Source organism: Gottfriedia solisilvae (assembly GCF_002128405.1).
GTDB lineage: Bacteria > Bacillota > Bacilli > Bacillales > Bacillaceae_G > Gottfriedia > Gottfriedia solisilvae.
In genome coordinates this window covers 182169-208801 of sequence record NZ_NETJ01000006.1, presented here as the reverse complement: position 1 = coordinate 208801, position 26633 = coordinate 182169, and the positions used below count along the sequence as shown (strand labels likewise).

The 26633-nt window shown below is 33.6% G+C and carries 26 protein-coding genes and 1 other annotated feature; of the genes, 3 read left to right on the top strand and 23 right to left on the bottom strand.

Annotated elements, in window-relative coordinates:
* Positions 1–188: 188 nt before the first annotated feature.
* Complete coding sequence (locus CAB05_RS19015) at positions 189–1271, top strand: nitric oxide synthase oxygenase (RefSeq protein ID WP_088002950.1); 1083 nt, start codon at positions 189–191, stop codon at positions 1269–1271.
* 165 nt (positions 1272–1436) lie between these two features.
* On the top strand, positions 1437–2258 hold the full coding sequence (locus CAB05_RS19010) for an MBL fold metallo-hydrolase (protein WP_088002947.1): 822 nt from the start codon (positions 1437–1439) through the stop codon (positions 2256–2258).
* Positions 2259–2342: 84 nt separating this feature from the next.
* Here the strand turns inward: CAB05_RS19010 and rplT are convergent, their stop codons facing one another.
* From rplT to CAB05_RS18905, 21 genes are all read right to left on the bottom strand, one after another.
* Positions 2343–2699 carry a 50S ribosomal protein L20 gene (gene rplT, locus CAB05_RS19005; RefSeq protein ID WP_088002945.1) on the bottom strand — a complete coding sequence of 119 codons (357 nt, stop codon included), beginning with the start codon at positions 2697–2699 and terminating at the stop codon, positions 2343–2345.
* A 41-nt stretch (positions 2700–2740) separates the two neighbouring features.
* Positions 2741–2941: a 50S ribosomal protein L35 gene (rpmI, locus tag CAB05_RS19000; protein ID WP_025568429.1), complete on the bottom strand. Its 201-nt coding sequence runs from the start codon at positions 2939–2941 to the stop codon at positions 2741–2743.
* 23 nt (positions 2942–2964) lie between these two features.
* Positions 2965–3468, bottom strand: a complete 504-nt coding sequence (gene infC, locus CAB05_RS18995; protein WP_069034593.1) for a translation initiation factor IF-3 — start codon at positions 3466–3468, stop codon at positions 2965–2967.
* Positions 3469–3544: 76 nt separating this feature from the next.
* Positions 3545–3670, bottom strand: a sequence feature (ribosomal protein L20 leader region).
* Between the two features lie 134 nt (positions 3671–3804).
* On the bottom strand, positions 3805–4638 hold the full coding sequence (ytxC, locus tag CAB05_RS18990; RefSeq protein ID WP_088002939.1) for a sporulation protein YtxC: 834 nt from the start codon (positions 4636–4638) through the stop codon (positions 3805–3807).
* 105 nt (positions 4639–4743) lie between these two features.
* A complete protein-coding gene (gene dnaI / locus CAB05_RS18985) occupies positions 4744–5685 on the bottom strand; it encodes a primosomal protein DnaI (RefSeq protein WP_088002936.1) in 942 nt (313 codons plus the stop codon).
* A 12-nt stretch (positions 5686–5697) separates the two neighbouring features.
* Positions 5698–7119: a replication initiation and membrane attachment family protein gene (locus CAB05_RS18980; protein WP_088002933.1), complete on the bottom strand. Its 1422-nt coding sequence runs from the start codon at positions 7117–7119 to the stop codon at positions 5698–5700.
* Between the two features lie 36 nt (positions 7120–7155).
* Positions 7156–7626: a transcriptional regulator NrdR gene (gene nrdR / locus CAB05_RS18975; RefSeq protein WP_088002930.1), complete on the bottom strand. Its 471-nt coding sequence runs from the start codon at positions 7624–7626 to the stop codon at positions 7156–7158.
* A gap of 208 nt (positions 7627–7834) precedes the next feature.
* Positions 7835–8221 (bottom strand): adenosylmethionine decarboxylase, encoded by a 387-nt coding sequence (speD, locus tag CAB05_RS18970; RefSeq protein ID WP_088002927.1) that lies wholly within the window; start codon positions 8219–8221, stop codon positions 7835–7837.
* A 331-nt stretch (positions 8222–8552) separates the two neighbouring features.
* On the bottom strand, positions 8553–9578 hold the full coding sequence (locus tag CAB05_RS18965; protein ID WP_088002925.1) for a glyceraldehyde-3-phosphate dehydrogenase: 1026 nt from the start codon (positions 9576–9578) through the stop codon (positions 8553–8555).
* A 101-nt stretch (positions 9579–9679) separates the two neighbouring features.
* Positions 9680–10273 carry a dephospho-CoA kinase gene (coaE, locus tag CAB05_RS18960; protein ID WP_088002922.1) on the bottom strand — a complete coding sequence of 198 codons (594 nt, stop codon included), beginning with the start codon at positions 10271–10273 and terminating at the stop codon, positions 9680–9682.
* 80 nt (positions 10274–10353) lie between these two features.
* Positions 10354–11004: a sporulation membrane protein YtaF gene (gene ytaF / locus CAB05_RS18955; RefSeq protein WP_088002919.1), complete on the bottom strand. Its 651-nt coding sequence runs from the start codon at positions 11002–11004 to the stop codon at positions 10354–10356.
* A gap of 58 nt (positions 11005–11062) precedes the next feature.
* Complete coding sequence (mutM, locus tag CAB05_RS18950; RefSeq protein WP_088002915.1) at positions 11063–11896, bottom strand: DNA-formamidopyrimidine glycosylase; 834 nt, start codon at positions 11894–11896, stop codon at positions 11063–11065.
* Positions 11897–11916: 20 nt separating this feature from the next.
* The gene (polA, locus tag CAB05_RS18945) at positions 11917–14550 is read right to left on the bottom strand and encodes a DNA polymerase I (RefSeq protein ID WP_088002912.1); all 2634 of its coding nucleotides are present in this window, start codon (positions 14548–14550) and stop codon (positions 11917–11919) included.
* A 266-nt stretch (positions 14551–14816) separates the two neighbouring features.
* Positions 14817–14990, bottom strand: coding sequence for a DUF4177 domain-containing protein (locus CAB05_RS22225; RefSeq protein WP_158093309.1), 174 nt, complete (start codon positions 14988–14990; stop codon positions 14817–14819).
* A gap of 216 nt (positions 14991–15206) precedes the next feature.
* Positions 15207–16955, bottom strand: a complete 1749-nt coding sequence (pnpS, locus tag CAB05_RS18935; RefSeq protein WP_088002905.1) for a two-component system histidine kinase PnpS — start codon at positions 16953–16955, stop codon at positions 15207–15209.
* The gene (locus CAB05_RS18930) at positions 16948–17664 is read right to left on the bottom strand and encodes a response regulator transcription factor (protein ID WP_088002902.1); all 717 of its coding nucleotides are present in this window, start codon (positions 17662–17664) and stop codon (positions 16948–16950) included. Before CAB05_RS18930 ends, pnpS begins: the two co-directional genes overlap by 8 nt.
* A 500-nt stretch (positions 17665–18164) precedes the next feature.
* Complete coding sequence (locus CAB05_RS18925; RefSeq protein WP_088002899.1) at positions 18165–18635, bottom strand: MaoC/PaaZ C-terminal domain-containing protein; 471 nt, start codon at positions 18633–18635, stop codon at positions 18165–18167.
* A gap of 153 nt (positions 18636–18788) precedes the next feature.
* Positions 18789–19727 carry a malate dehydrogenase gene (gene mdh / locus CAB05_RS18920; RefSeq protein ID WP_088002896.1) on the bottom strand — a complete coding sequence of 313 codons (939 nt, stop codon included), beginning with the start codon at positions 19725–19727 and terminating at the stop codon, positions 18789–18791.
* Positions 19728–19758: 31 nt separating this feature from the next.
* Positions 19759–21042 carry an NADP-dependent isocitrate dehydrogenase gene (gene icd / locus CAB05_RS18915; RefSeq protein ID WP_167374480.1) on the bottom strand — a complete coding sequence of 428 codons (1284 nt, stop codon included), beginning with the start codon at positions 21040–21042 and terminating at the stop codon, positions 19759–19761.
* Between the two features lie 117 nt (positions 21043–21159).
* A complete protein-coding gene (citZ, locus tag CAB05_RS18910; protein ID WP_088002891.1) occupies positions 21160–22278 on the bottom strand; it encodes a citrate synthase in 1119 nt (372 codons plus the stop codon).
* A 176-nt stretch (positions 22279–22454) separates the two neighbouring features.
* A complete protein-coding gene (locus CAB05_RS18905; protein ID WP_088002887.1) occupies positions 22455–22916 on the bottom strand; it encodes a DUF441 domain-containing protein in 462 nt (153 codons plus the stop codon).
* A 121-nt stretch (positions 22917–23037) separates the two neighbouring features.
* Between CAB05_RS18905 and ytvI the strand changes: the two genes are divergently transcribed.
* On the top strand, positions 23038–24159 hold the full coding sequence (gene ytvI / locus CAB05_RS18900) for a sporulation integral membrane protein YtvI (RefSeq protein ID WP_088002884.1): 1122 nt from the start codon (positions 23038–23040) through the stop codon (positions 24157–24159).
* 208 nt (positions 24160–24367) lie between these two features.
* Here ytvI and CAB05_RS18895 read toward each other — a convergent pair whose 3' ends face one another.
* Entirely contained in the window at positions 24368–24739 is a 372-nt protein-coding gene (locus CAB05_RS18895) for an FxsA family protein (protein ID WP_088002881.1), read from the bottom strand.
* A 93-nt stretch (positions 24740–24832) separates the two neighbouring features.
* On the bottom strand, positions 24833–26587 hold the full coding sequence (gene pyk, locus CAB05_RS18890) for a pyruvate kinase (protein ID WP_088002879.1): 1755 nt from the start codon (positions 26585–26587) through the stop codon (positions 24833–24835).
* Positions 26588–26633: the final 46 nt, after the last annotated feature.

The window sequence follows — 26633 nt, the reverse complement described above, 5'->3', positions numbered from 1 at the left end:
ATTCTATAAAATATTACTCCATTAATCATCGTAACAGAACAATTGCAAGAATATAAATGATTCACTCATCATTTTATTACATATTCCAATCATAATTCACACTAATTTCATAATTACGATTTGAAGGAAATAATAAATAAGCTTACAATGGATGAGAACATTTTTAAATACAATCTCTGGAGACAATAATGATTACAACAACTGTTTTATATAAAGAAGCAAAAAGTTTCATTACTCAGTGCTATGAAGAGCTAAATATCGCTGATCGAATAGAAGTACGTTTAAAAGAAATTGAAATAGAAATAAAATCAACTGGTTATTATACACATACCTATGAAGAAATTGAACATGGTGCAAAGTTGGCTTGGAGAAATAGTAACCGATGTATTGGTAGATTATTTTGGGATAAACTTCGAGTTTTAGACGCTCGCCATATAAATGATGATGAAGGTGTTCAACAAGAAATCATTCATCACATTCATTACGCAACGAATGCAGGAAAGATTCTTCCGACAATTACAATTTTCAAACCTAATTTAGGTGAAAATAACAATATTCAAATTCATAACCATCAGCTTCTTCGTTATGCCGGTTATGAAACGGATCAAGGAATCATCGGTGATCCTATATCTATTCCTTTTACAAAAGAGTGTGAAAGTCTAGGTTGGGAAGGTAAGAAAACAAATTATGATATGCTTCCAATTGTTTATTCTATCGATGGACAAGAGAAAAAATGGTTTTCAGTACCAAGGGAAGTCATTTTAGAAGTTCCAATTGAGCATCCTGAATTTGACTTTTCTCCATTACAGGCAAAGTGGTATGCAGTTCCAATGATTTCAGATATGCGACTGGAAATCGGTGGTATAACATATAGTGCTGCTCCATTCAACGGCTGGTATATGGGAACTGAAATAGGTGCAAGAAACTTTGCTGACGAATTCCGTTATAATATGCTTCCACAAGTGGCTGACTTGATCGGATTAGATACGAAAAGAAATAGTACTTTATGGAAAGACAGAGCATTAGTAGAATTAAACATAGCAGTTTTATATTCCTTCAAAAAAAATGGTGTTAGTATTGTAGATCACCATTCAGCAGCTCAGCAATTTCAACAATTTGAAAAACAAGAATCAGCATGCAAAAGAGAACTTACAGGAAACTGGGGTTGGCTTATACCACCAATGTCTCCAGCTACAACGCATATTTTCCATAATAGATATGAGAACAAGATCATCAAACCTAATTTTTTTCCTAATAATAAAACCAATTAAAAAATAAACGTTAATTGATAAAACTAAAATAAGCGTGCTTAGAAAATTTTCTGAGTACGCTTTATTCCGTTTTAAGACAAATCTCTTTTCTTACCTTCTTACTTGTTAATTTTGTTAAAATGAAAATATCGATGTTTTCAAAGTTCAGATAAAAGGGAGAATTCAATGATACTATTTAAAAATGAACATGTAACCGTTTTTCAAAGCGCTTTATTTCAAACAAACTCGACTGTTGTTGAAACTGAGGATTGTATCATAGTAGTTGATCCAACATGGCTTCCGAGTGAAATTAATGAAATTAGGAAGTATGTAGATGTAATTAAAAAAGAACGACCTATTTATTTATATTTTACGCATGGGGATTTTGACCATGTGATAGGTTACCACGCCTTCCCAGATGCAACTACAATAGGAAGTATCAATCTACATAATCACCCTGAGAAGGACATTAAAGTAGGAAAAATTAAACAGTTCTATTTAGATCATTATATTCAACATACTGAACCAATCCGTTTTCCTGAAATTGATTTGATTATCACCGAGGATGGTCAAACAATTAAAGTTGGTAATACAACTTTAGTTTTTTATCTGTCACCAGGTCATACGAAGGATGGATTATTTCTTTATATCGATGAGTTAGACGTTTGGATTACAGGGGATTATTTATCTGATTTCGAGCTTCCAATCGTATTTGATAGTGTGAAAAGTTATTATGAAACATTAGAAAAGGCTTCTGAATTAATTACAAACAAGGAATTTTCATTATTGATACCAGGTCACGGTAAAGTAACTGATTCAAAGGAGGACGCAATAAAACGTATTTCCTTTGCAAATGATTATTTAACTCGCCTTCAACAAACTGTACAAATGGAAGATGAACAAGCGATTAGTCTTCTAGAGAAGGAATTTTTATTTCCGTCTGCATTTACGAAGTTTTGTCATGAATGCAATGTGAAGAATATGAGAAGAGAGTATTGTCATTCTTAAAAGGCTCAGTCGATCGGATCGCTTGAAAGTTTAATAAAAAACAAAAAATCCTTAACATCTACATGTTAAGGATTTTTAATATTATTATTTTAAGTTAGCTTTTGCAGCGTTCGCTAATTCAGCAAATGCTTTTTCGTCTGTTACTGCAATATCAGCTAACATTTTACGGTTAACTTCGATACCAGCTAATTTTAAACCGTGCATTAAACGGCTGTAAGAAAGACCGTTCATACGAGCAGCCGCGTTGATACGAGTGATCCATAATTTACGGAAATCACGTTTTTTCTGACGACGGTCACGGTATGCATACATAAGTGATTTCATCACTTGTTGGTTTGCAACTTTGAATAATGTATGTTTTGAACCGTAATAACCTTTTGCTAATTTAATAACCTTTTTACGACGAGCGCGTGTAACTGTACCGCCTTTAACTCTTGGCATATTATTTCCCTCCTAGATATCTATCTAATCCGTTATCGTTCTTATTTCATGTTTGTAAGCATGAAGCGAATACGTTTGAAATCGCCTTTGCTTACTAATGAAGCTTTACGTAATTTACGTTTTGCTTTAGTAGATTTATTAGCGAATAAGTGGCTAGTGTATGCACGACCACGTTTTAATTTACCAGATCCAGTCTTTTTAAAACGTTTTGCTGAACCACGGTGAGTTTTCATTTTAGGCATATCGTGTTTCCTCCTCAAATAAATTACTTTTCGTTTTTAGGTGCTAAGACTAAGAACATACTACGACCATCCATTTTTGGGTGTGACTCAACAGTTGCAACTTCTGCACAAGCAGTTGAGAAACGGTCAAGTACTCGTTGTCCAATTTCCTTATGCGTAATAGCGCGTCCTTTAAATCGAATAGACGCTTTTACTTTATCGCCTTTTTCTAAGAACTTAATTGCATTACGAAGCTTTGTGTTAAAGTCATGTTCATCAATTGTTGGACTTAAACGAACTTCTTTCATGCTAATAATTTTTTGGTTTTTACGGCTCTCTTTGTCTTTCTTTTGTTGCTCGAAACGGAACTTACCGTAGTCCATAATACGACATACAGGCGGTTTAGCCGTTGGTGCAACCATTACTAAATCAAGGTTAACGTTTGAAGCTAACTCAAGAGCCTCTTGTTTTGTCTTGATTCCAAGTTGATCTCCGTTAGGACCAATTAATCGAACTTCACGAGCACGAATTCCATCGTTTACCATCATGTCTTTGCTAATAGTAAAACACCTCCAGGGTATTGTAAGAATTACCTTAATTTGTTTCATTGAAGCAAACCTCAAACTCAATAAAAAAGTGTGGGTATATAAATACACCCACACTGACAGTATCAAAGTAATAATGATTCTGTTACCTGACAACAGCCTACAGCGTCATCCAGGTGAGAAGCGGGTGCTTCTACTTCAAACAAATAAGTATTCTTTTCTTACGTTACTATAACATAGCGACATGATGTTGTCAAGATTCGTATGTTTTATTCGCAACGAAATTTATTATAGCAAAGAAACTTATTTATGACAATCATTTTTTTATTTTCATAAAATTCATTTCGATTTTTCTTGTGTAAAGTCTTGTAAAGTATGTATGTGTACCCGTTCTTGAAAGATATTTTGTAATGTAACAATTAGTGCTAAATCTACTGTTGCAGTGTATAAATGAATTCTTTTTGGTGCAATTGCAGCTAATGGTACAATCAATTCATTATCAATATATTCACGGTTTTTAACACCTTTACCATACTCTCTTAATAATTCTTTTGAGATTGGTAATAGTAAATGATCATACACACTAAACTTTCCATCATATACAATATGGACATTTGGAATCAGTGAATCTGATTTTAATACTTGTTGTCTTAAATTTTCAATTAGGTTTTGATATTCATTTTCTAATTTGTATTCATCGATTGCGATTTCACATACATAAGCAAGCTGCTTATTATACTCTTTTAAACGGAATGTAATGAACGAATCAAAGCTAAAGCTTATTCCATCCTTTACATATTGGACAATTGCGTTAGTAATCAATTGCTTGCTCTTACGTATTTTCTTTTGGTTTGGTACACTTCTTCTTGTCCCTCGTAATAAGGACTGTGCAATTGGAATGATTTGCTGTTGTTCAACTTCCTCATAGAAAAAAGATGTATGTAAAATGGATTGAATCCACTTATCTTCTTTTTGAAGTAAAATAAATTGTACTAGCGTTGGCACTAAGATACTTTTTATTAACTCTTCAGTATTTTGAGGAAAAGTAATTAATATTGTATTCATTTTGTGTTTTCTTAGAAAGTATGGTCTCGATTGATTTTTTAAGCGTTTTTGTAATCGGTCGTAGACATAAGCTGCATCAATGGGTTCATTGAAAAAAATTTCAATCACCCTGTTCCCCCCTTTCAAGCACCACCTAGTCCTATATATATTAAGAAGTGAATTAAAAAATGCCGTAAAATCACTTTGAATCGTGATTTTACGGCATTTTTGTTTTTATGATGTGAAATGTCTACGATTTGAACCAGAAATACTGATTGGCTTCGCTAAATATTTAACTCGATCTACAATGCGAGCTGCTTTTACTCGTTCTTCTTCTCCGCGCTGTGAATATGTCAGATGGTGTTCTAACTGAGTTATATCTGCATTTGAAGTAAAAAATGTCGGTAATTTTTCTAGCATGCGATATTGAAGAATCGTACCTAATATCTCATCCCTTGCCCAACTTGACATTTGTTCTGCCCCAATGTCATCGAGCATCAATACTTCAACTTTTTTAACAGCTTCAATTTTTTCTTCTAAAGTACCTTCACTAATTGAGCTTTTTAATTCACGTAAAAACTCAGGTAAATAAACAAGCATTGATGAAATTCCTTCTTCTGCTAATTCATTTGCGATTGCACCAAGGATATATGTTTTCCCTACACCGAATGGGCCGTGTAAATATAGCCCTTGCATCATTTTTCCTTTTTCATAACTCATAATAAATTGTCTTGCAGCTGAAATAGCCTCAAAACGTCCAGAATCATCTAAAGATAGATTAGACATAGATGCTTGTAGCACATCTTTAGGTAAATACAGACACTTGATTAAAGCTTCATGCTTTTTACGTTGATCATTCTTTATGCCATTTGGACATCGATCATACTGAACATCAATTCTTTTTCCTTGTATGATTAGATGCGGATGATAACCTTGAACCAAATTTTTACAACCTTCAAAGGTAGGGCAATCATGACACTCAACACTTTGACCTATATACTCATAAAGCTTATTTAAGCTTTTATCAATCATATCATCTGTAATTTCATTTTTATTTTGAATTAAAAATGGTGCAACTTTTGGGTGACTGCGGACTTCATGTCGCATTTTTTCAAATGTATCTTGGAATTGTTTATTTTTCATTAATGCAGTGAATGCGTTTTGAATTGGTTCCATTTCGTCCTCCCATTAACGTTTTTTCTTATTTTTGAACATCTCAAGTTCTTTTTCTAATCTTTTTCTTTCTTCGTCAACGGAAGAATTATTTGTCTCTACAGTAATCGGAGCTACACTTTCTGCATTTGGCTGTAACCAATCTGGGACGATTTCTGTACGAATTGCTTTATTTCGTCGATTACCCGTTCTGGCCTTAGCAACAGTTGTTCCTTGTCTTGTCTCTTCAAATTCTTTTCGAGCAAGATCCATTGCTTGCTTAACTGTTGTTACACCTTTTCTTGCCCAGTGGCTTGCGATTTTAATAACATAGTTTCTAGATAATTTCTTATCTAAACGTATCATTACATAATCAATTAATACATTTGCTACCCCAGGAAGTAACTTTTGATCAATCATAATTTCTTCAATGATTTTTAAATCTGCCTCACTTGGCTCTGCACCACCAGATATTTCTTTTAAATATTGGCGAGGTGAGATTGTTTCAAAGCATTGAATTAGTTTTTCTTCCTGTGTAGTTGGTTCAGCTTTCAGCTCTCTATGCTGAATTGGTTGAACCTTCTCAACAATCGTAGGCAATGCTTCATGATGTTGAAATTGATACCATTCTCTCGCTTCTAAACGAAGTGATTCAGTATTAATTTTATTCTCATCGTTTAATGCACGCATGACAATCGTTTTCATTTGAATTGGGTTAATACCATATAAAAAAGCTAGCTTTAAAATTGTTTCTTTAACTTCTGCAGTAAAAGAACGTTTTGGAACAAATGAATCAGATAAACCATCTAAAAATAAATCATAATCAAACTCTTCCATTTTGACAGAAATTTTTAAAGGTTGTTGCTCTTTTAACAACCTTGTATTCTGCGTTTCACTTTGAGTTATCTCATTATTTTTTTGTATTTCATGTAGTTGTTCCATTGTAACAGTTTGAAAAACGGAATCAAATGAACTAGAAATATCACGATAGCCCTCTTTGGAAAACGCTTGTCTACTAAAAAAGTTTTTCGCTCGTTGATATTGAGTTTTACCGATTGTTTTGAAAAGGAAGATATTTAATATAGGATCTTCAAAAAAAGAATGGGGATCAAGCGGAGATTGAAGTTCATAAAGTAACTTCTTATTACCTTCTTCAGACCCTTCATACACTTTAAGTAAACCGATTCCCTCTAACATTAACCTTTGCTCATAAATTGTCTTTAAATTTGTTCTCATCCCAAGCATTAAAGAATGATGTGTTAAATTATTTGGATTGAGGTCTGTTTGTTCACATTCACTCCATAAAGTCATGTACAAGCTTAATGCCTGGCTACCAATGATTGGTTGATACAACATCGTTAATACCTGTCTGTGGAAATTATGTAAATATCCTGCAGCCAATACCGTGTATGGATCTGCAGGCAGAACATCCATCCAATGTTGCTTTTCAATAGACATTCAAACAATCCTTTCTTGTATCAAAAGAGCGAAGTACTAATCGTCCTTACCTCGCTCTTTGTTAATTAAATCTTTTAATTCATCAATGAATACATTTATATCCTTGAATTGACGATAAACTGATGCAAATCGAACATATGCAACTTCATCAACTTTAGATAAATGATCCATAACCATTTCACCTAAAACTTCACTCGGAACTTCAGATGTACCACTATTTTTTAATTCTTTTTCTATATTATTAATAATGCCTTCAAGTTGAGATAATGATACAGGGCGTTTTTCACATACCTTAATAAGACCTCTTAACATCTTATCTTTACTAAACTCCTCACGAGCTCCCTCTTTTTTCACAACTAAAATAGGATTATCTTCTACTCGTTCAAAGGTAGTAAAACGATGCTGACATTCTTCACATTCACGTCTTCTTCTAATTGATCGACCTTCATCTACCGGTCTGCTATCAAGTACTCTTGTCCCATTATAATTACATGTTGGACATCTCATCGTTTCATTTCAACTCCAAACACAGTTTTGTTAAACAGACTATTATAACTCTATACTATAACAAAATTCAAATAAACTAAAGCAAGAAATGTGGAGGCGACTGGTCATAAGACAAAACCCTATTTTCCCTACAACTTTAGGAACATAATTCGCAATCCATTTTTATAGACGAAAAAAGAGAGGTGAATAATCACCTCTCTCCATTTTTTTAGTTACCACTAACAACTTTTACTTTATTAACTTGAATGGGACCCATTCCTCTAGGTAGCTCAACATTTTCACGCGTATCAGCTTCAAGAGCCTCAGCGATATAGTTTGCAGCTACATTTGGATCAATTCTATCACCGCAAGTGTAAACATCAATACTTGCATAACCATGCTCAGGAAAACTGTGAATAGTTAAATGTGATTCTGAAATGATTACGACACCACTAACGCCATGAGGAGCGAACTTGTGAAAAGCAACTTCACGAATTTCTGCACCAGAACGTAATGCAGCATCAACAAAAGTCTCCTCAATAAATTTCATATCATTTAATTTTTCTGTGTTACAACCCCATAATTCCGAAATGACGTGACGACCCATAGTATCCATATTCATTTCCCCCTTAAATAATTTTACATGACTCCTATTGCAAAAGTATGATCAACTACCACGGGGGAAAGTTAGTCCAAAGAGGTCCTAACCCTTTAAGTAGTTAGTTATACTTTTAGAAGTTCACGAAAGTTAGTATACTTTTTTTAAATTTGAATTGCAAGATAAATTTCATTTTTTTGTAATTTACTAGTTTAAATGTTAAAAAAATATGTATAAAACAAGCTATTTGCTCGAGTGCCAAGCATTCTTGCAAACTTCGAAAAGACTAGCCGTCATTAAATCAGCTAGTCTTTGTATTCGCTTACATTAGTTTGTAAAATTACGCTTCTTAATTTTGAACTGGTTCAAGTTTAGAAATTTTAGAAGCAACAATTGACACTAAGTCAACTACACGTCTAGAATAACCCCACTCATTATCATACCAAGCTAGTACTTTCACTTTTGTACCACCAATTACCATTGTTGAAAGTGAATCAATGATTGCAGAATGTGTATTACTGTTAAAATCAATTGATACTAATGGTTCATTACAGAATTCAATGATTCCATGCATTGAACCTTTAGAAGCAGTTTCAAATACTTCATTTATTTCTTCTACTGTTACTTCTCTTTTTAAATCAACAACTAAATCTACAAGTGATACGTTTGGTGTAGGTACACGTAATGCCATACCATGTAATTTTCCATCTAAATGAGGTAATACTTTTGAAAGTGCTTTAGCTGCTCCAGTTGTTGTTGGAATGATTGACTGGCTACAAGCACGAGCTCTACGTAAATCCTTATGTGGATTATCTATATTTTTTTGATCATTTGTAAATGAGTGAACTGTCGTCATTAATCCATTTACAACTCCAAATTGCTCATCTAATACTTTGACAACTGGCGCTAAACAGTTCGTAGTACATGAAGCATTTGAAATCACATTGTGTTGTTCTATGTCTAATTTTTCATCGTTTACACCAATTACAACAGTTATATCTTCATTTTTACCTGGTGCAGTTAGGATAACTTTTTGAGCTCCTGCAGTTAAGTGCATTTTTGCTTTTTCTGCGTCATTAAATTTCCCAGTTGCTTCGATCACGATATCTACATTTAGTTCGTTCCATGGAAGTAACTCTGGATTTCTCTCACTAATTAGGTCAACACGTTTTCCATCAACAAGTAAGTGATCTGTGTTCGCTATAACCTCACCGTCAAATTTCCCATGAACAGTGTCATATTTAATTAAATGCGCTAAAGTTTCAGCTGGATAGCTAGCATTTATCGCAACGATGTTATAATCTGCATTTTTAATTGCTTGACGGAAAACCATGCGTCCAATTCGACCAAATCCATTTATTGCTACATTTACCATAAGTAAACCCCCAATTAAGTTATACTGATTTATTATATCCCCTTAATTAGTATAACACATAACATGGATTTTGGTTAAACTATTTACATTATTTCTATAAATTATTTTATTTTTTTTAATAAGTCCATTACCTGTTTTTTTGTTTCATCTAGATTTCCATTATTATCGATCACAAAATCTGCTCTTGCTTCTTTTTCTTTAACAGGTATTTGTGATGAAATTCTACTGATTGCTTCTTCTCTTGTTAAATGATTTCGATTCATTAATCTACTTAACTGTGTTTCTTCATTTACTGTAACGACAATAACTTTTTCAACGAAATGTACTAAATTACTTTCATATAATAGTGGTATATCCATTATGACAAGAGACTCGCCGTTTGCTAAATATGTATTGGTTTGCTCTAACATAACTCGTCTTACTTCCGGGTGTACAATGGAATTTAATTGTAAGCGCTTTTCTTTGTCATTAAAAATAATGCTACCAAGTAGAGGGCGATTAATCTCTCCATTTTGTAGGACGATCTCCGGACCGAATGCCTCAATAATTTTCTTATAGGCAGGTTGTCCAATTTCAACCACTTCTTTAGCAATGATGTCTGCATCGACAATTGGTATGTTACATTCCTTTAAAAAATTTGAAACAGTACTTTTCCCACTAGCAATACTGCCAGTTAATCCAAAAACTTTTCCCATTTATATCTTCTCCTCACAAAGTTATAGAGGTACCAAATGGAAGAAACTCCATTCGGGTACACTCTAACAGATTGAACTCACTACATTTTCATTAGTCCTAGTAGAATCAAGAATACACCTGGTAAAAACGTTAATTTCTGTAGCCAACTATTTTGTGATAGAACATTACCTAATTTCATGCCAAACAATAAAAATAGCGCACTAGCAGTTGATGTTACGGCTGCTGTTAATAATGGTGAAAATCCAAGCATTGATGCTCCAATACCAGCTCCAAAGGCATCTAGTGATAGTGCAAAGCCTAATAACATCGCTTCTAATCCACTAATACTACCAGAACGATCTAAGTCTGCCGCAGTAGGCTTTTTGAGTATTTTCACAACTATTCCGAGCACTTCAATTTCGAAATTGATAATTGTATCTTCAGAATCAATTTTTTCCTCAATAACTGAATTTGATCCTTTATTTGATCGGTAAAATTGATACAAAACCCATAAGCCTATACAAACTAGTACAAATCCACCAATTCTTTTCGCTATGATTGGGGAGAAAAAATTTGTAACCGCATGGCCAATCCCCATTGAGGTCATTAAAATAATCCCTGAGCAAATTGCAATTGTGATAATTGATTTCATAGGGATCTTAACTTTTCTAAGCCCATAAGTGAAACCAACACTACAGCTATCTAGGCTTAATGCACATGCTAGTAGAATTAATGATAGCATATTTACCATAAAAATAGGCTCCTCTCTTTCGTACTCACGTTATAGTATGAAAGAGCGGAACCGTATGTTAATTTTTTTTAGGCTGACAGATTGGACAATACGAAGTCCCTCTTCCACCTACTGTTATTTTTTCAATTGGCTGACCACATTTTACACATTCTAAACCTTTACGGCCATAAACTTTAATAATCTCCTGGAAAGTACCAATTTTTCCTTGAGAATTAACATAAGATCGAATCGTACTCCCACCTAGATCAACAGCTTCCTGTAATGTTTCAGTGATGATCCTTGCAAGTTCTTTAATCTGTTTTGGCTTCAATGCTGATGCAATCGTTTCTGGATGAATACCGGCTCTAAATAAAACTTCATCAACATAAATATTCCCTAGACCAACCACTAATTCTTGATCCAGTAAGACAACTTTTATTTTTCTATTTGACTGTCCAATCTTCATCTTCAAATAGTCAGCGTTAAATTCATCTGAAAAAGGCTCTGGGCCAAGCTTAGCTAAAGGTGGCTGGAATTGTTCCTCACCTTTTACAAATAAATGCATAGTACCGAATTTACGCACATCTTGATAGCGAAGCTCTGTATCATCATCAAATAAAAACCTCACATGAGTATGTGCTGCTACAGGCTCATCAGCTGGAAAGACGCGATACTTCCCTTCCATTCTAAGATGTGAAACAAGAGTAAAATCCTTTAGCTGAAATAAAAGAAATTTTCCTCGGCGATGAATATTCTCAACAGGTTGTCCTTGCAATAATAACTGAAATTCTTCAATATCCTTAGGTTGTTTAATGATATTTTCCCATGAAACAATTACTGAAGAAATCGTCTTTCCAACGACTAAATCAATTAATGTTCTTCTTACCGTTTCAACTTCGGGTAGTTCTGGCATTTACATTACTTCCATTCTATTTATTTTGCTTCAAACCATGATTCTCCAGAGTTGTAATCCACTTTTAGGGGAACAACTAACTCAACAGCATGTTCCATAACTTCTGGTACTAGTTTTTCTAAAATAGCTAATTCTTCTTTTGGCGCTTCTAAAATTAATTCATCGTGTACTTGTAGAATTAATTTAGCTTGAAGCTTTTCAGATTTTAGGCGCTCATCTAATAAAATCATCGCTTTTTTAATAATATCCGCTGCACTTCCTTGAATAGGTGTGTTCATTGCAGTTCGTTCCGCGAAACCTCGAACATTAAAGTTTGAGCTTGTGATTTCAGGAATGTAACGACGTCTATTTAAAATCGTACTAACAAACCCATCTAATTTAGCTTTTTGAATGATATCTGACATATAATCTTTGACTTTAGGGTAACTAGCAAAATATTTTTCAATAAAGATTGAAGCTTCTTTACGAGTAATACCAAGCCCTTGAGATAAACCATAATCACTTATTCCATACACAATTCCGAAGTTTACTGCTTTCGCTTGTCTTCTCATATTACTAGTTACTTCGTCCTCGTTCACATGAAATACATCCATTGCCGTTTTTGTGTGAACATCAAAATCATTTTTAAATGCTTCCATTAGGTTTTCATCTTGTGCAATATGTGCAAGAACCCTTAATTCGATTTGAGAATAATCCGCTGCAAAAATGACCCAGTCTTTCTTTGAAGCAACAAATGCTTTTCTAATCTTTCTTCCTTCTTCCAAACGAATCGGTATATTTTGAAGGTTTGGATCAATTGAACTTAATCGACCAGTTTGTGCTAATACTTGATTGAATCGTGTATGAACCTTGGAATCAGCTGCATTAATCACCTTTAATAAGCCTTCAACATAAGTAGAATTCAATTTACCAACTTGTCTAAAGTGTAAAATCATCCTAATAATTTCATGTTCAGATTCTAATTTTTCAAGTACATCAGCTGAAGTTGAATAACCTGTTTTCGTTTTTTTACCTGAAGGTAGTTGAAGTTTTTCAAATAAAATAACACCTAATTGTTTCGGAGAATTAATATTGAACTTTTCACCAGCAAGTTCATAAATTTTCTCTTCAAGTTCTTTTAATTTACTAGCCAATTCAGTGCCCATCTTCTTAAGTGTTTCTTCTTGAACAGTCACTCCTTCAAATTCCATATCTCCAAGGATAAACGTTAAAGGTAGCTCTAATTCTGTTAGAAGCTCATATTGGCTATTTTTACGAAGCGATTCTTCAAGCGATTCCTTCAACTTACTAATAGCGATTGTTTTTCGAACAACATAATCTGCTAATAATTCTTTAGCAGGCTGTGCTTGTTTAGCCCCTTTACCGTAAATTGACTCAGCTGTTTGAATTGAAAAATTTATTTTTCCATTAATCAAATCAGAGAATTCTTTATTTGACTGAGCTGGATCGTTAATATAGGAAGCAAGTAGTGGATCAAAATCTACACCTTTTAAATGGATATCTTTCCATTTTAAAGCCACATATGCTCCTTTAGCATCATAAACATTTTTCTTTGCTCGTTCATCCTCTAGCCATGTTTTAAAAACATTAGATTCTAACCCAACAGTTGTCGGGATAAAGAAATGACCTTTTTCATTTGATAAACCAAATCCTTGAATTACCTCAGTATGATAGTTCTCACCAACCATCTCAACAATTAAGCTAGAATCATTGCTTAAGTGATCTTCACTAATTATTTCAAGAACCTCAAAATTAATTTCTTCTAATTCTTCTGTTGGTTCATTTTCGAGCGATACACCTAATTTTGTAAGTAATGATGTAAATCCAAGTGATTTAAAAAATTCTGCCACCTTGTCCATTTCAGCGTCTGGTCGTAGTGTATCATTAACTGTTAATTCAATTGGTGAATCTGTATTAATTGTAGCTAATTCTTTACTCATTAATGCTTGTTCTTTGTTTTCACTTAAATTTTGAAGTAATTTTGCACCACTTACTTCATCAATGTTTTCATAAACACCTTCAACAGTTTTAAATTGTTTTAGAAGTTTAATCGCCGTTTTTTCACCAATTCCAGGAACGCCAGGAATATTATCAGACTTATCGCCCATTAATCCTTTCATATCAACAATTTGTTCTGGTGTGAGTTCATATTTTTCTAAAATGGCTGCAGGCGTAAATTCTTCAACCTCTGTAATCCCTTTTTTCGTCATACTTACTGTAACTTGCTCATCGACAAGCTGTAATAAATCTCGATCTCCAGAAATGACTTTTACTTCATAGTCTTCTTTTGAAGCTTGCTGAGCCAAGGTACCTATAATATCATCAGCCTCATAATTTTCTAATTCGTAGCGTGCAATTCCATACGTATCTAATAACTGTCGCACCAGTGGAAATTGCTCACTTAATTCAGGTGGCGTTTTCTGTCTTCCACCCTTATATTCTTTAAACGTGCTATGTCTAAAAGTTGTTTTTCCAGCGTCAAAAGCTACAAGCATATGACTTGGTTTTTCATCTTCAAGAATTTTCATTAACATCATTGTAAAACCATAAATTGCATTCGTATGTACACCTTTATCGTTGCTCAAAAGTGGTAAAGCAAAAAAGGCCCTATATGCAATACTATTTCCATCAATCAGTATCAGTTTCTTTTTCAAAATAAATCCTCCATATCACTAAGAAATGAGTAAGGCGTTTTCTACATCATAAATAATGATTTAGGGTTACGCTTATTAACTCGCATTTATCTACTCTTACTGCGCGAATTCCTTCTTTTCCTGCTCTTTTCATTTTATCTATATTTTACCATGAACTATTCACAAATGAAAAAGAGGTAGTCTAAGGAATCTTATTTTCTTAAAGAATCATATCACCAAAGGAGTGTACTTCTTTTAAGAAATAAAATCTTAGAACTTCCTCTTAATTAATCGTGTAGTTCTCTTTCAAAAATCAATTCAACACATGCGCCTTCTTGTGCTTTTTGATTATTTAATACTTGATGCAATCGCCAACCACTTTTTGCGTAATTACCAACTACATCATAATAATGACGGTTTGAGGATTTAGTGTTAACTTTTACAAATTCATATTCGTACATTGGTAACCCTCCACACTCAGTTCTTATAATCATAATTTCCCCAAATATAAGGAAAGTAATATTAACAAAAAATGAAAAATAAAGTAAACAAAAAATCCCGAGAGCAGTAACTGCTCTCGGTTTCATTCTAACTCCTTGGATGAAGGGGTTTTCATCATTACTATAACAATTTTATATTAACGATAATTAAATCTACTGTAAAATCCTTGTAAATTGTTACAAATTAATATGTTTATTCAGCGTTACAATAAATGATGTACCATGGCCTAACTTGCTTTCTACTTCAATTTTTCCTTTGTGAGCTTCAACAAGATGCTTTACGATCGCAAGGCCTAACCCCGTTCCTCCAGAGTTTCTACTTCTTGCTTTATCAACTCGATAAAAACGTTCAAAAATACGAGATATTTCTTCTTTACCAATTCCAACTCCAGTATCATTTACACGCACAACAATTTGCTCATTTGTTTCTGAAGCTGTAATAAAAACTTTACCGCCATTTGGAGTATAATGGATTGCATTATCAATTAAATTGATAAAAACTTGTTTTAATCGCAGTGCATCTGCATTTACAACTAACGGAGTTTTTAAATAAAGTGCAAAATCAATATCCTTTTCTGCGGCTTTTTGAATTAGCATCTGCTGAACTTCTTCAATAATGAGTTTTACAGATACATCATTTCTATCTAATTTAAAATTTTGTTGTTCAATTTTTGAAAGATCTAATAAATCTTGAATTAATGATTGCATTCGATCACTTTCAGTTAAAATGATTGATAAGAAATTTTTACACAGCTCTTCATTCTCCATTGCACCATCAAGTAAAGTCTCAGTAAACCCTTTAATTGATGTAATTGGTGTTTTAAGCTCATGAGATACATTTGCAAAGAAATCCTTACGTACCTGTTCAAGTTTTTTCAATTCGCTAATATCATGGAAAACTAGCACGATACCTTTCCACTCATGGTTAATACCAATGATTGGAGCCCCGTAAACTTCAAAGTGTTTTCTTTCAATTGAAAGTGGTAAAATGATTTGCTTCCTTACTTTTACTTCCTTTAGAAAAATTTCTTCAACAATTTCAACGATTTCTTTATGCTTAAATGCATCGTAATACAATTCACCAATGATACTTCTAGAATCAACTTTAAATATTTCTTTATATGTTTTATTAATTAGATTTACATGTCCTCTACTATTTATCAGTACAACACTACTACCAATATTATGAATAAGTGTATTTAACCGATCTTGCTGCATTTCTTGTTGAGTCGTCATTTCTTGGAGATTCTTAGCCAATACATTCATTGATTGACTCAACATTGTTGTTGTTTCATTACTTTCGGTAAATGTTCTAGCTTTATAATTCCCTTTAGATAACTCAATTGCGACTTGTGTAATGTCATCAATTGGTTTAGAAAATTGATGAGAATATCGAATGACTAGTACAATAATCGTCATTAGTACAAAACCTAATAAAGAAATTAATAAGATCCATATACTACGATAAACTTCATTTATTGATTTAATCGAGTAATCAATTAGGAGGTACCGCGTATCCCCATCCTTGTTTACTACTTTTTTACCGTAGAATTTTTCACTATCATCCTCATGTTTTAGTTTGATGGCCTCATTATTTTTATCCAAATTTTTAAAGAAGGATGTTAGCGTACTGTTTGATAATTTTAGTTCATTATTAGATTTTGCAACTAAGTGACTTTGATCATCATATATAAAAACTTCAATATTCAAGTCTTCTGAAATACTGTTTATCGTTTTTACGGTAATTTCATTTGGAGTAGATTCAATAAAAGAAGCGATTAAATTAGTCTCTTTCTCGATTCTTTGGTCATAGCTTGTCAGATAGAATGACTTAAAAGTCTGACCAAGGATTACTCCTAGGATCATTAAAATAACGATGATGATACTCGATAAACCATAAAGCAATTTCTGATTCAGTTTACTCATTGAATCTCGGTTCCTCTAGTTTATAACCTAATCCTCTAATTGTTTTAATGTATTGTGGTTTTTTCGAATCTTGCTCAATTTTTTCTCTTAAATGACTAATATGAACGTCTACAATTCGTGTATCTCCTGCAAAATCATAGTTCCAAACCGCACTTAATAACTGGTCTCTTGTTAAAACCCTACCTTTATTTTTCGTCAAATATAATAACAGCTCAAATTCCTTTGGAGTTAATTCTAAAATTTGTCCTTGGAAATAAGCTTCATAGTATTCTGGTAATATTTTCAAATCTGCAATAATTAATGTATCAGTTTCATTATTCGTTTCAACCGGAGTTTCAGTAATCTTACTTCTTCTTAAAATCGCTTTAACTCTTGCTACAACTTCCCTAGGGCTAAATGGTTTAGTCATATAGTCATCAGCACCTAGTTCTAGGCCCAAAACTTTATCAAATTCATCGTCTTTTGCTGTAACCATTAAGATCGGTGTTGTATTTCTTTGTAGACGTAATTCTTTACATACTTCCATACCATCTTTTTTAGGTAACATTAAATCTAACACTATTAATTCTGGTTTTTCATCTGTTGCTTTTTGTAATGCTTCATCGCCATCGATTGCTGTAACAACTTGAAATCCAGCTTGTTCTAAGTTGAATTTAATTAAAGTTAAGATATGTTCTTCATCGTCTACTACAAGAATTTTATTGTTCATTACATATTCCTCCAGGCTTTTTTAGAAAACCTTCATCCACATTATCTCTATATCTTTTTTAATCATACTAAAATTTCTGTATTACGTAAATTTAAATACTTATTCTTTATTTTCCCTAGTAATGAAAAATTTATTGATTGTTTTAGACAACACTCTATATGATAAAAGGCTCTGTTGATGATAATTTTTGAATTTATAAAAGACATTTTCGAAAAAGATTTTTAGAATTTAAAGTATAGAATATTAAAAGACATTGATTGGAGTGGAAGGTGTGAGACTACTATAGGAATAGCGGTTAGGGTGAGACCCCTCACAAGTAAGGTAGGCATGCTAAAAACACGACGTCCTGTCGTAACTAACGCATGCATGATCCACATCATGTGGACCCAGGAGGCTTAGCTCTCGCCCCATGGAAAGCGAGCATCCTGAAACGGAAATCAACATTCTTTTTAACAGAGCCTAAAAAAGAAATAAAAAAAGAATGTCGTATGACATTCTTCTTAAAAATTATCGTATAAAAGACTATTTGATTGCTCTACTGTTGGTGGAATAACTGTAATATTACCTGATGCAATTTTAAGTTGCGATTTATTTAAAACGCTTACATTTAATGATACTTCTTTATTTTTCAAATCAATATCCACTACTTCGAAATGAATTGAAATTGTTTCATTATGGTGTAAATGATGATGATATTCCATTTCTTTTTTTATTTCATGGCTACCAGGACCAGGTAAGTGCTTTGTCACTGCAGCTGATACCATCCCACTAATTAAAACGCCAGGTACAATCGGTTTCTGGAATTTTGTTTGTGATGCATAATTATATTCTGTATATAAAGGGTTTGTATCTCCAGTTAATGCGAGGTATAAATAAATATGTTTTTCTTCTATGTGTTCTGTAACAATTAACTTTTCACCAATTGATAATTCTTCAAGTTTTCGTCCGATTTTTGCTCTTTTTGTTAACATATTGAACCCCCTGTTTATCTTAATATTTTAAAAATTCTATAAACGTTATCGATAATCCTTCTTTTATTTACATTTTACCCAATAAATCTACTTTATTTTTATATTTATAAATAATAAAAAGGCTTGGTTTTACACCAAGCCTTTTCGTAACTATTAAGCTAAAACGTTCATAACGTTTTTTACTGCTTCAACTGAACGATCTAATGCTGCTTTTTCATCAGCCGTTAAATCTAATTCAATAATTTGTTCAATACCGTTTCCACCGATGATTGTTGGAACACCTAAGTAGATACCTTTATATCCATACTCACCTTCTAAGTAAGCGATAGTTGGTAATACACGGCGTTGATCTTTAAGGATTGCTTCAACCATTTCTACTAATGAAGCAGCTGGTGCATAGTATGCACTACCATTTCCTAATAGGTTAACGATTTCTCCGCCACCCTTACGAGTACGTTCAACAATAGCATCTAAACGTTCTTTTGGTATTAAGTTTTCTAATGGAATCCCACCTGCATAAGAGAAACGCACTAGTGGTACCATTTCATCACCGTGTCCCCCAAGAACGAAACCAGTTATATCTTTAACAGATAAGTTTAATTCTTGTGCAACGAAAGTTCTGAATCGAGCTGTATCAAGTACACCTGATTGTCCAATAACGCGATGTTTTGGGAAACCAGATTCTTTGAATACTGTATATGTCATTGCATCAACAGGATTCGTTAATACAACAATTGTACAGTTAGGAGAGTGCTTAACGATTTCGCGAGTAACTGCCTTCATAATGTTAGAGTTTGTTGAAACTAAATCATCACGGCTCATACCTGGTTTACGAGCAATTCCAGCTGTGATTACGACCACATCTGAGTTTGCCGTGTCAGCATAATCGCTTGTACCGATGATGTTTGCATCAAATCCTTGTACTGGACTTGCTTCAAGCATATCAAGCGCTTTACCTTTTGTAGGATTTTCTAATTGAGGAATGTCTACGATCACTACATCCCCTAATTCTTTTTGAGCAAGCAAGAAAGCTGTTGTAGCACCAGTAAATCCAGCACCTACTACAGAAATTTTACGTCTACGAATTGACATGTTAAATACCTCCCTTATGTTTACTCTTTAATTATACAAGAACTGATTCCATATTAGAAATTAATTCATTTGCAAATTCTGAGCATTTCACTTCAGTTGCGCCATCCATTAAGCGAGCGAAGTCATAAGTTACAACTTTAGAAGCAATTGTTTTCTCCATTGATTTTAAGATCATTGAAGCAGCTTCGTTCCAACCCATGTGCTCAAGCATTAATACGCCTGATAAAATAACTGAAGATGGGTTAACTTTGTCTAATCCAGCATACTTAGGTGCAGTACCATGAGTAGCTTCAAAGATTGCATGTCCAGTTTCATAGTTGATATTAGCTCCTGGAGCGATACCAATTCCACCAACTTGAGCAGCAAGTGCATCAGAAATATAGTCACCATTTAAGTTCATTGTAGCAACTACATCAAACTCACGTGGTCTTGTTAAAATTTGTTGTAAGAAAATGTCAGCGATACTATCTTTTACAAGAATTTTGCCAGCTTTTTCAGCATCTTCCATTGCTTTGTTAGCAGCATCTTTACCACTAGTTTCTACAATGCGATCATACTCAGCCCATGTGAATACTTTATCACCGAACTCTTGCTCTGCAACTTCATAACCCCAGTTCTTAAAAGCACCTTCAGTAAATTTCATGATGTTACCTTTATGAACTAGTGTTAATGATTTACGGTTTTCTTGAATTGCATAGTTAATCGCAGCACGTACTAAACGTTTTGTTCCTTCTTCAGAAATAGGTTTAATTCCGATACCTGATGTTTCAGGGAAACGAATTTTATTAACACCCATTTCTTTTTGTAAGAATTCTAAAACTTTTTGAACTGCTTCAGAACCTTTTTCGTATTCAATACCAGCATAAATATCTTCTGTATTTTCACGGAAAATTACCATGTCAGTATCTTCAGGACGTTTAACTGGAGAAGGTACACCTTCAAAGTAACGTACTGGACGTAAACATACGAAAAGATCTAATTCTTGACGAAGAGCAACGTTTAATGAACGAATTCCGCCTCCAACTGGAGTCGTTAAAGGTCCTTTAATAGCGATCATATATTCTTCAATAGTGTTTAAAGTTTCTTGTGGTAACCATTCGCCAGTTACATTAAATGCTTTTTCACCAGCTAATACTTCTTTCCACTCAATTTGACGAGTGCCATTATATGCTTTTTCAACAGCTGCATCTAATACACGTGAAGATGCTGCCCAAATGTCCGGACCTGTCCCATCTCCTTCAATAAAAGGAATAATTGGATTGTTTGGAACGTTTAACTCGCCATTTACTAATGTAATTTTTTCAGCTTGCATGATTTGCTCCCCCTTGAATAAATACTTAATTACATACTTATGAGAGGAAGATTCCTCTTCCTCTCTTTACTATACCATTATTCAAACATTAAATACTATTTTAAGTATTCAATATTTTTATTATGCACGCTCTTCAATTGGAATGTAAGAGTTTTTCTCTGGACCTGTGTAATCTGCACGTGGACGGATAATACGATTGTTATCATATTGTTCTAAGATATGTGCAGTCCATCCAGACATACGGCTAATTGCAAAGATCGGAGTAAATAGATCATGTTCAATTCCTAAGCTGTGATATACAGACGCAGAGTAAAAATCAACATTTGGTGGGATATTCTTTTGAGTTGTAACAATCTCTTCAATTTTTTCAGACATTGTATACCATTTTAGTTCTCCAGTAATTCCACCAAGTTGGCGTGACATTTCTTTAAGATGCTTAGCACGAGGGTCTCCACCACGATATACGCGATGACCAAATCCCATGATTTTAGCTTTTGCATCCATTTTTTCTTGAATGTAAGCCTCTACATTTTCAACTTCGCCAATTTCAGCTAACATTTTCATAACGCTTTCATTTGCACCGCCGTGTAAAGGCCCTTTTAGCGCACCGATAGCAGCCGTAATACCTGAATAAATATCAGATAATGTTGCTACGCAAACGCGTGCAGTAAAAGTTGAAGCATTTAATTCATGGTCAGCATGTAATACTAATGCTTTATTAATTGCTTCTTCAGCGATTTCATTAGGTTCTTCACCTGTAAGCATGTATAAGAAGTTTGCTGAGAATGAAAGATCTTTACGAGGAGCGACTGGTTCAAGTCCTTGACGAACTCGAGAAAACGCTGCCACAAATGTCGAAATTTTTGCTTGTAATTCAATTGCTTTTACATAGTTAGAGTTTGCATCCATTGCTTCAGCATTCTCGTCATATAATGCAAGCATTGAAATTACAGTACGTAGCACTGTCATAGGATGTACATCTTTAAAGTTAGTAGATTTTAAGAAAGTAATAATACCTTCTGGTAATTCTGCATGATCCGCAAGTTGAGCTTTTAACTCTTTAAGTTGCTCTTTATTTGGTAATTTGCGGTGCCATAATAAGTAAACTACTTCTTCGAAACTTGCGAACTCCGCTAATTCATCGATGCCGATACCTACATACGTTAATGTATCATCAATAATAGAACTTATAGAAGTTGTAGCAGCTACAACACCCTCTAAACCACTTTTAACTGTCATATTCCCCTCTCTCCTTTACGTAAAAAATTTCCCCTAGTGTTTTACATACATATACTGGTATAACAACTAAAATACACATTTGTATATGTAGAAAGGAACCCTACTATAACTTATTATAAACAATAATCTGACTTTTGTGAATGAAAACAATTTACTAAAATATAATTATTATTAAATTACTTTATAAAATCAACAATCCATATGAATAGATATGCGATTCCAGCACCAATTAAAGGCCCAACTGCAACACCTTTAAATAAAGCAACTGATAAGACTGTTCCAAGTACTAATGCAGCTGTAATTTGTGGACTAGTTGCTAATAGATTTACCCCACCTTTTGCTAAAAGCGCAACTGCAATTCCAGATAATAATGCAATCCACGCAACTGGTGTTTTAAGGGCTTCTCCTAAATGTTTAAAACCAATTTCACCCGTTGCAATCGGTACTAATACTGCAATTGTTATAACAGTTACACCTAAATTTATTCCTTTTGACTGTAAATATGGAAAAACTCTATCACCAATTGGAGTATATTTTAATAGCAACAATACTATAATTGAAATAATTAAAGAGTTATTTTTTGCGATTACACCTATTAATAATAGGATCATTAGGAATATTGTAGATTCACTCATTATAATTTCCTTTCTATGTATAATTTATTAATAAATACATTTAAACTTTACTATTATAAAAAAATATTTCTTGGTAAAATAAAACTGAGTTAACATAATTTCTCAAATGAAAGGGGGACGAAAAATGAGCCGAGTTTTAGTTTACCAAATCATTCGTTTCTTATTTGTTACTACATGTATAATTCTCGGACTTTACGTAGCTTTGTTTGTATCTAAACTTACATATCCATTTATTATTGCTTTTATTATCGCATTTCTATTAAATCCACTAGTAAATTTATTAAATGTAAAAGCGAAAATTCCAAGAGGTATAGCTGCATTCATCTCGATTATTTTATTGTTGTCAGTTGTTGCTGGATTATTTACTCTCTTAATTACTGAAATCATTTCGGGATCCACTTATTTAGTGCAAGTAGTACCTGAGAGCTTTCAACGTCTTGTGTTTTTTGTAGAAAACATAGTGACTGATAAAATCATACCGTTATATGATGTGGTTATGAACGAATATAGTCAGCTCGGAGCTGGTCAACAAGCAACCATTCGTACAAATATCCAGTCAATCGGGGATTCTGTTATTAATCTAGGAAAAGGTGCATTAAATGGGATTATTGATGGGATTAAATTGATCATTGCCGTACTCCCAAATACAGCTACTTTAATTTTTGTATCATTACTAGCTACATTCTTTATAAGTAAAGATTGGTATAAAATTAAAAATTTATTTGCAATTTATACGCCAAAACGTATTAAACATTACAGTAAAACAATTTTTACCGATTTACGAAAAGCATTATTCGGTTTTATCAGAGCACATATTACTTTAATTTCTATGACAACAGTGCTTGTATTAATCGGATTATTAATTTTAAGAGTTCCATTTGCAATAACAATTGCAATATTAATCGGCCTAATTGATTTACTTCCATACTTAGGTACAGGCTTAATTTTTGTTCCATGGATTCTATATACATTCCTAACTAGCGATTATTCTTTAACGATTGGACTTGCAATTTTATATGCTGTCGTTATTGTTCAACGCCAGCTCGCAGAACCAAAGATTTTATCTTCAAATATCGGCTTACACCCACTTCCAACATTAATTTCTTTATTTGTTGGATTTAAATTCCTTGGATTATTAGGATTAATCGTAGGACCAGTAACCTTAGTGGTTTTATCCACATTGTACAGAGCAAAGGTATTTCATGAGCTTTGGTATTATATTAAAGGAACACATAAAAAAACGTGAAAACATTCGTTTTCACGTTTCATACTGCCTGCCAAACGCTCGCTTTCTTCGTTGTTTCGCCTGCATGCGGTGCTCATTACCGTCTAAGGTAACTCCGCTCCTCTTCAGGCTTCACGCCTCGAAAGACAAACGTTTTCAGACAGTATGATTCTCTGTTTTTTGTACTTTGTCTGTATACTGAAACGTGAAAACATTCGTTTTCACGTTTTTATTTTTTTATATAACCTGTCCAAACAATGTTTCCTTTGAATTTTTTCATCACAAACATTAGTAAAAGTTGAACGAATTTAAGTCTTATAGGTTTAATTAATAAGATAACAGCTATCAAATCTGTCATTGGTCCAGGAATCGCTAATAATAATCCGATTAAGAAGAATGACAGTCCTTCTACCATTAATAAATCGGGCATTTTCCCAGCTCTGAACTGTTCTACAGCCTGTTGTTTTACTGTGATCCAAACATTTTTCATGATGTACGAACCAATTAATAACGTACCAATTAACCATAAGAATACGGAAATTGAACCTATAAATCTACCAAGTATGATTAGAAAAATAAAGTCAATTACAGGAATCAACATTAGCCAACCGAAAAGTTTTTTCAGAGAACTCACCTCAAAATTATTTAGAATGTAAAAAAGAGAAGGAACATCGCTCCTTCTCTTTATTTTATATTATAAGATACTTTTATGTCCTGTACTAACTATTCCACGAGAAGCATCTACAGTAACTGCTTGACCATTTACTAAGATATTCGTTGCATTTTCAACTCCAACGATTACCGGAATACCTAAACTTACGCCAACAACCGCTGCGTGGCTAGTTAATCCGCCTTCTTCAGTGATAATTGCTGCTGCTCTTTCAATAGCAGGCATCATGTCTTTATCAGTACAATTTGTTACTAAAATACTACCTGAAGTAACTTTAGAAACAGCTTCTTCGCCAGTTTTTGCAACAACTACTTTACCTGCTGCAGATTTACGACCAATACCTTGACCTTGAGCGATTACATCTCCAACAACATGAATTTTCATCATGTTTGTCATTCCTGTTTCACCAACAGGTAATCCAGCTGTAATGATTACTGTATCGCCATTTGAAACGAATTTCGCTTCTTGAGCTGCATCCATTGCATGTTGTAGCATTTCATCTGTTGTGTTTGCTCTTTCTCTAAATTGAGTTTGAACACCCCAAACTAATGTTAAACGACGACAGATACGGATATCTGAAGTAATTGCTAAAATCGGTGCTTTTGGACGATATTTAGAAATCATTTTCGCTGTATGTCCGCTTTCAGTAGGAGCGATAATTGCAGCTACTTGTAGGTTTAATGCAGTAGCAGCAACAGACTGACCAATTGCATCTGTAATCGTACCTTTATTTTCTCTTTGACGTTTTTTGAATAACTCGTCATATTGAAGACTCTTTTCAATACGTAAAGCAATTGAATTCATCATAGAAACAGATTCAACAGGATATGTTCCTGCAGCCGTTTCACCTGATAACATAATTGCATCAGTTCCATCTAAAATTGCATTTGCAACATCACTTGCTTCAGCACGTGTTGGACGTGGATTGCGTTGCATTGAATCTAACATTTGAGTAGCAGTAATAACTGGCTTACCAAGAATATTACATTTTTTAATTAATGATTTTTGTACTAATGGTACATCTTCTGGTGGAATTTCTACACCCATGTCTCCACGTGCTACCATTAAACCGTCAGAAACTTCAAGGATTTCATCAATGTTATCGATCCCTTCTTGGTTCTCGATTTTTGTGATGATTTGAATGTATTCTGCACTATGCTTTCCTAAAAGCTCACGGATTTCTAATACATCAGATGCTTTTCGTACAAATGACGCAGCGATGAAATCAATACCTTGTTCAATACCAAATTCAATATCACTTACGTCTTTTTCTGTAATACCAGGTAGGTTTACACGTACATTAGGTACATTAACACCTTTTTTATTCTTTACTAAACCACTGTTTAATATTTTCGTGCGAATATCTTTTCCTTCAATACCGATTACTTCTAATCCAATTAGACCGTCATCGATTAGGATTCTTGAACCAACATGAACATCATCAATTAAACCTTCATATGAAACCGCAAATTTTTCAGCTGTTCCCATTACAGGTTCTGTTGTAATGATTACTTCATTACCAGTTTTTAATTCTGCTTGCCCGCCTTCAAAATCTAACGTACGAATTTCAGGCCCTTTTGTATCTAATAGAATTGCTACTGTTTTACCAGTAATTTCTGATGCTTCACGGATACTTTTAATTCTTCCTGCATGCTCTTCATGAGAACCATGAGAGAAGTTTAATCGAGCTACGTTCATACCTGCATTAATTAATTGCACTAATTTTTCTACCGATTCACTAGCAGGACCAATCGTACAAACTATTTTTGTTTTACGCATTTTTTACCCTCCAAATATATATAAAGAAAACTTAACTAAATCATAT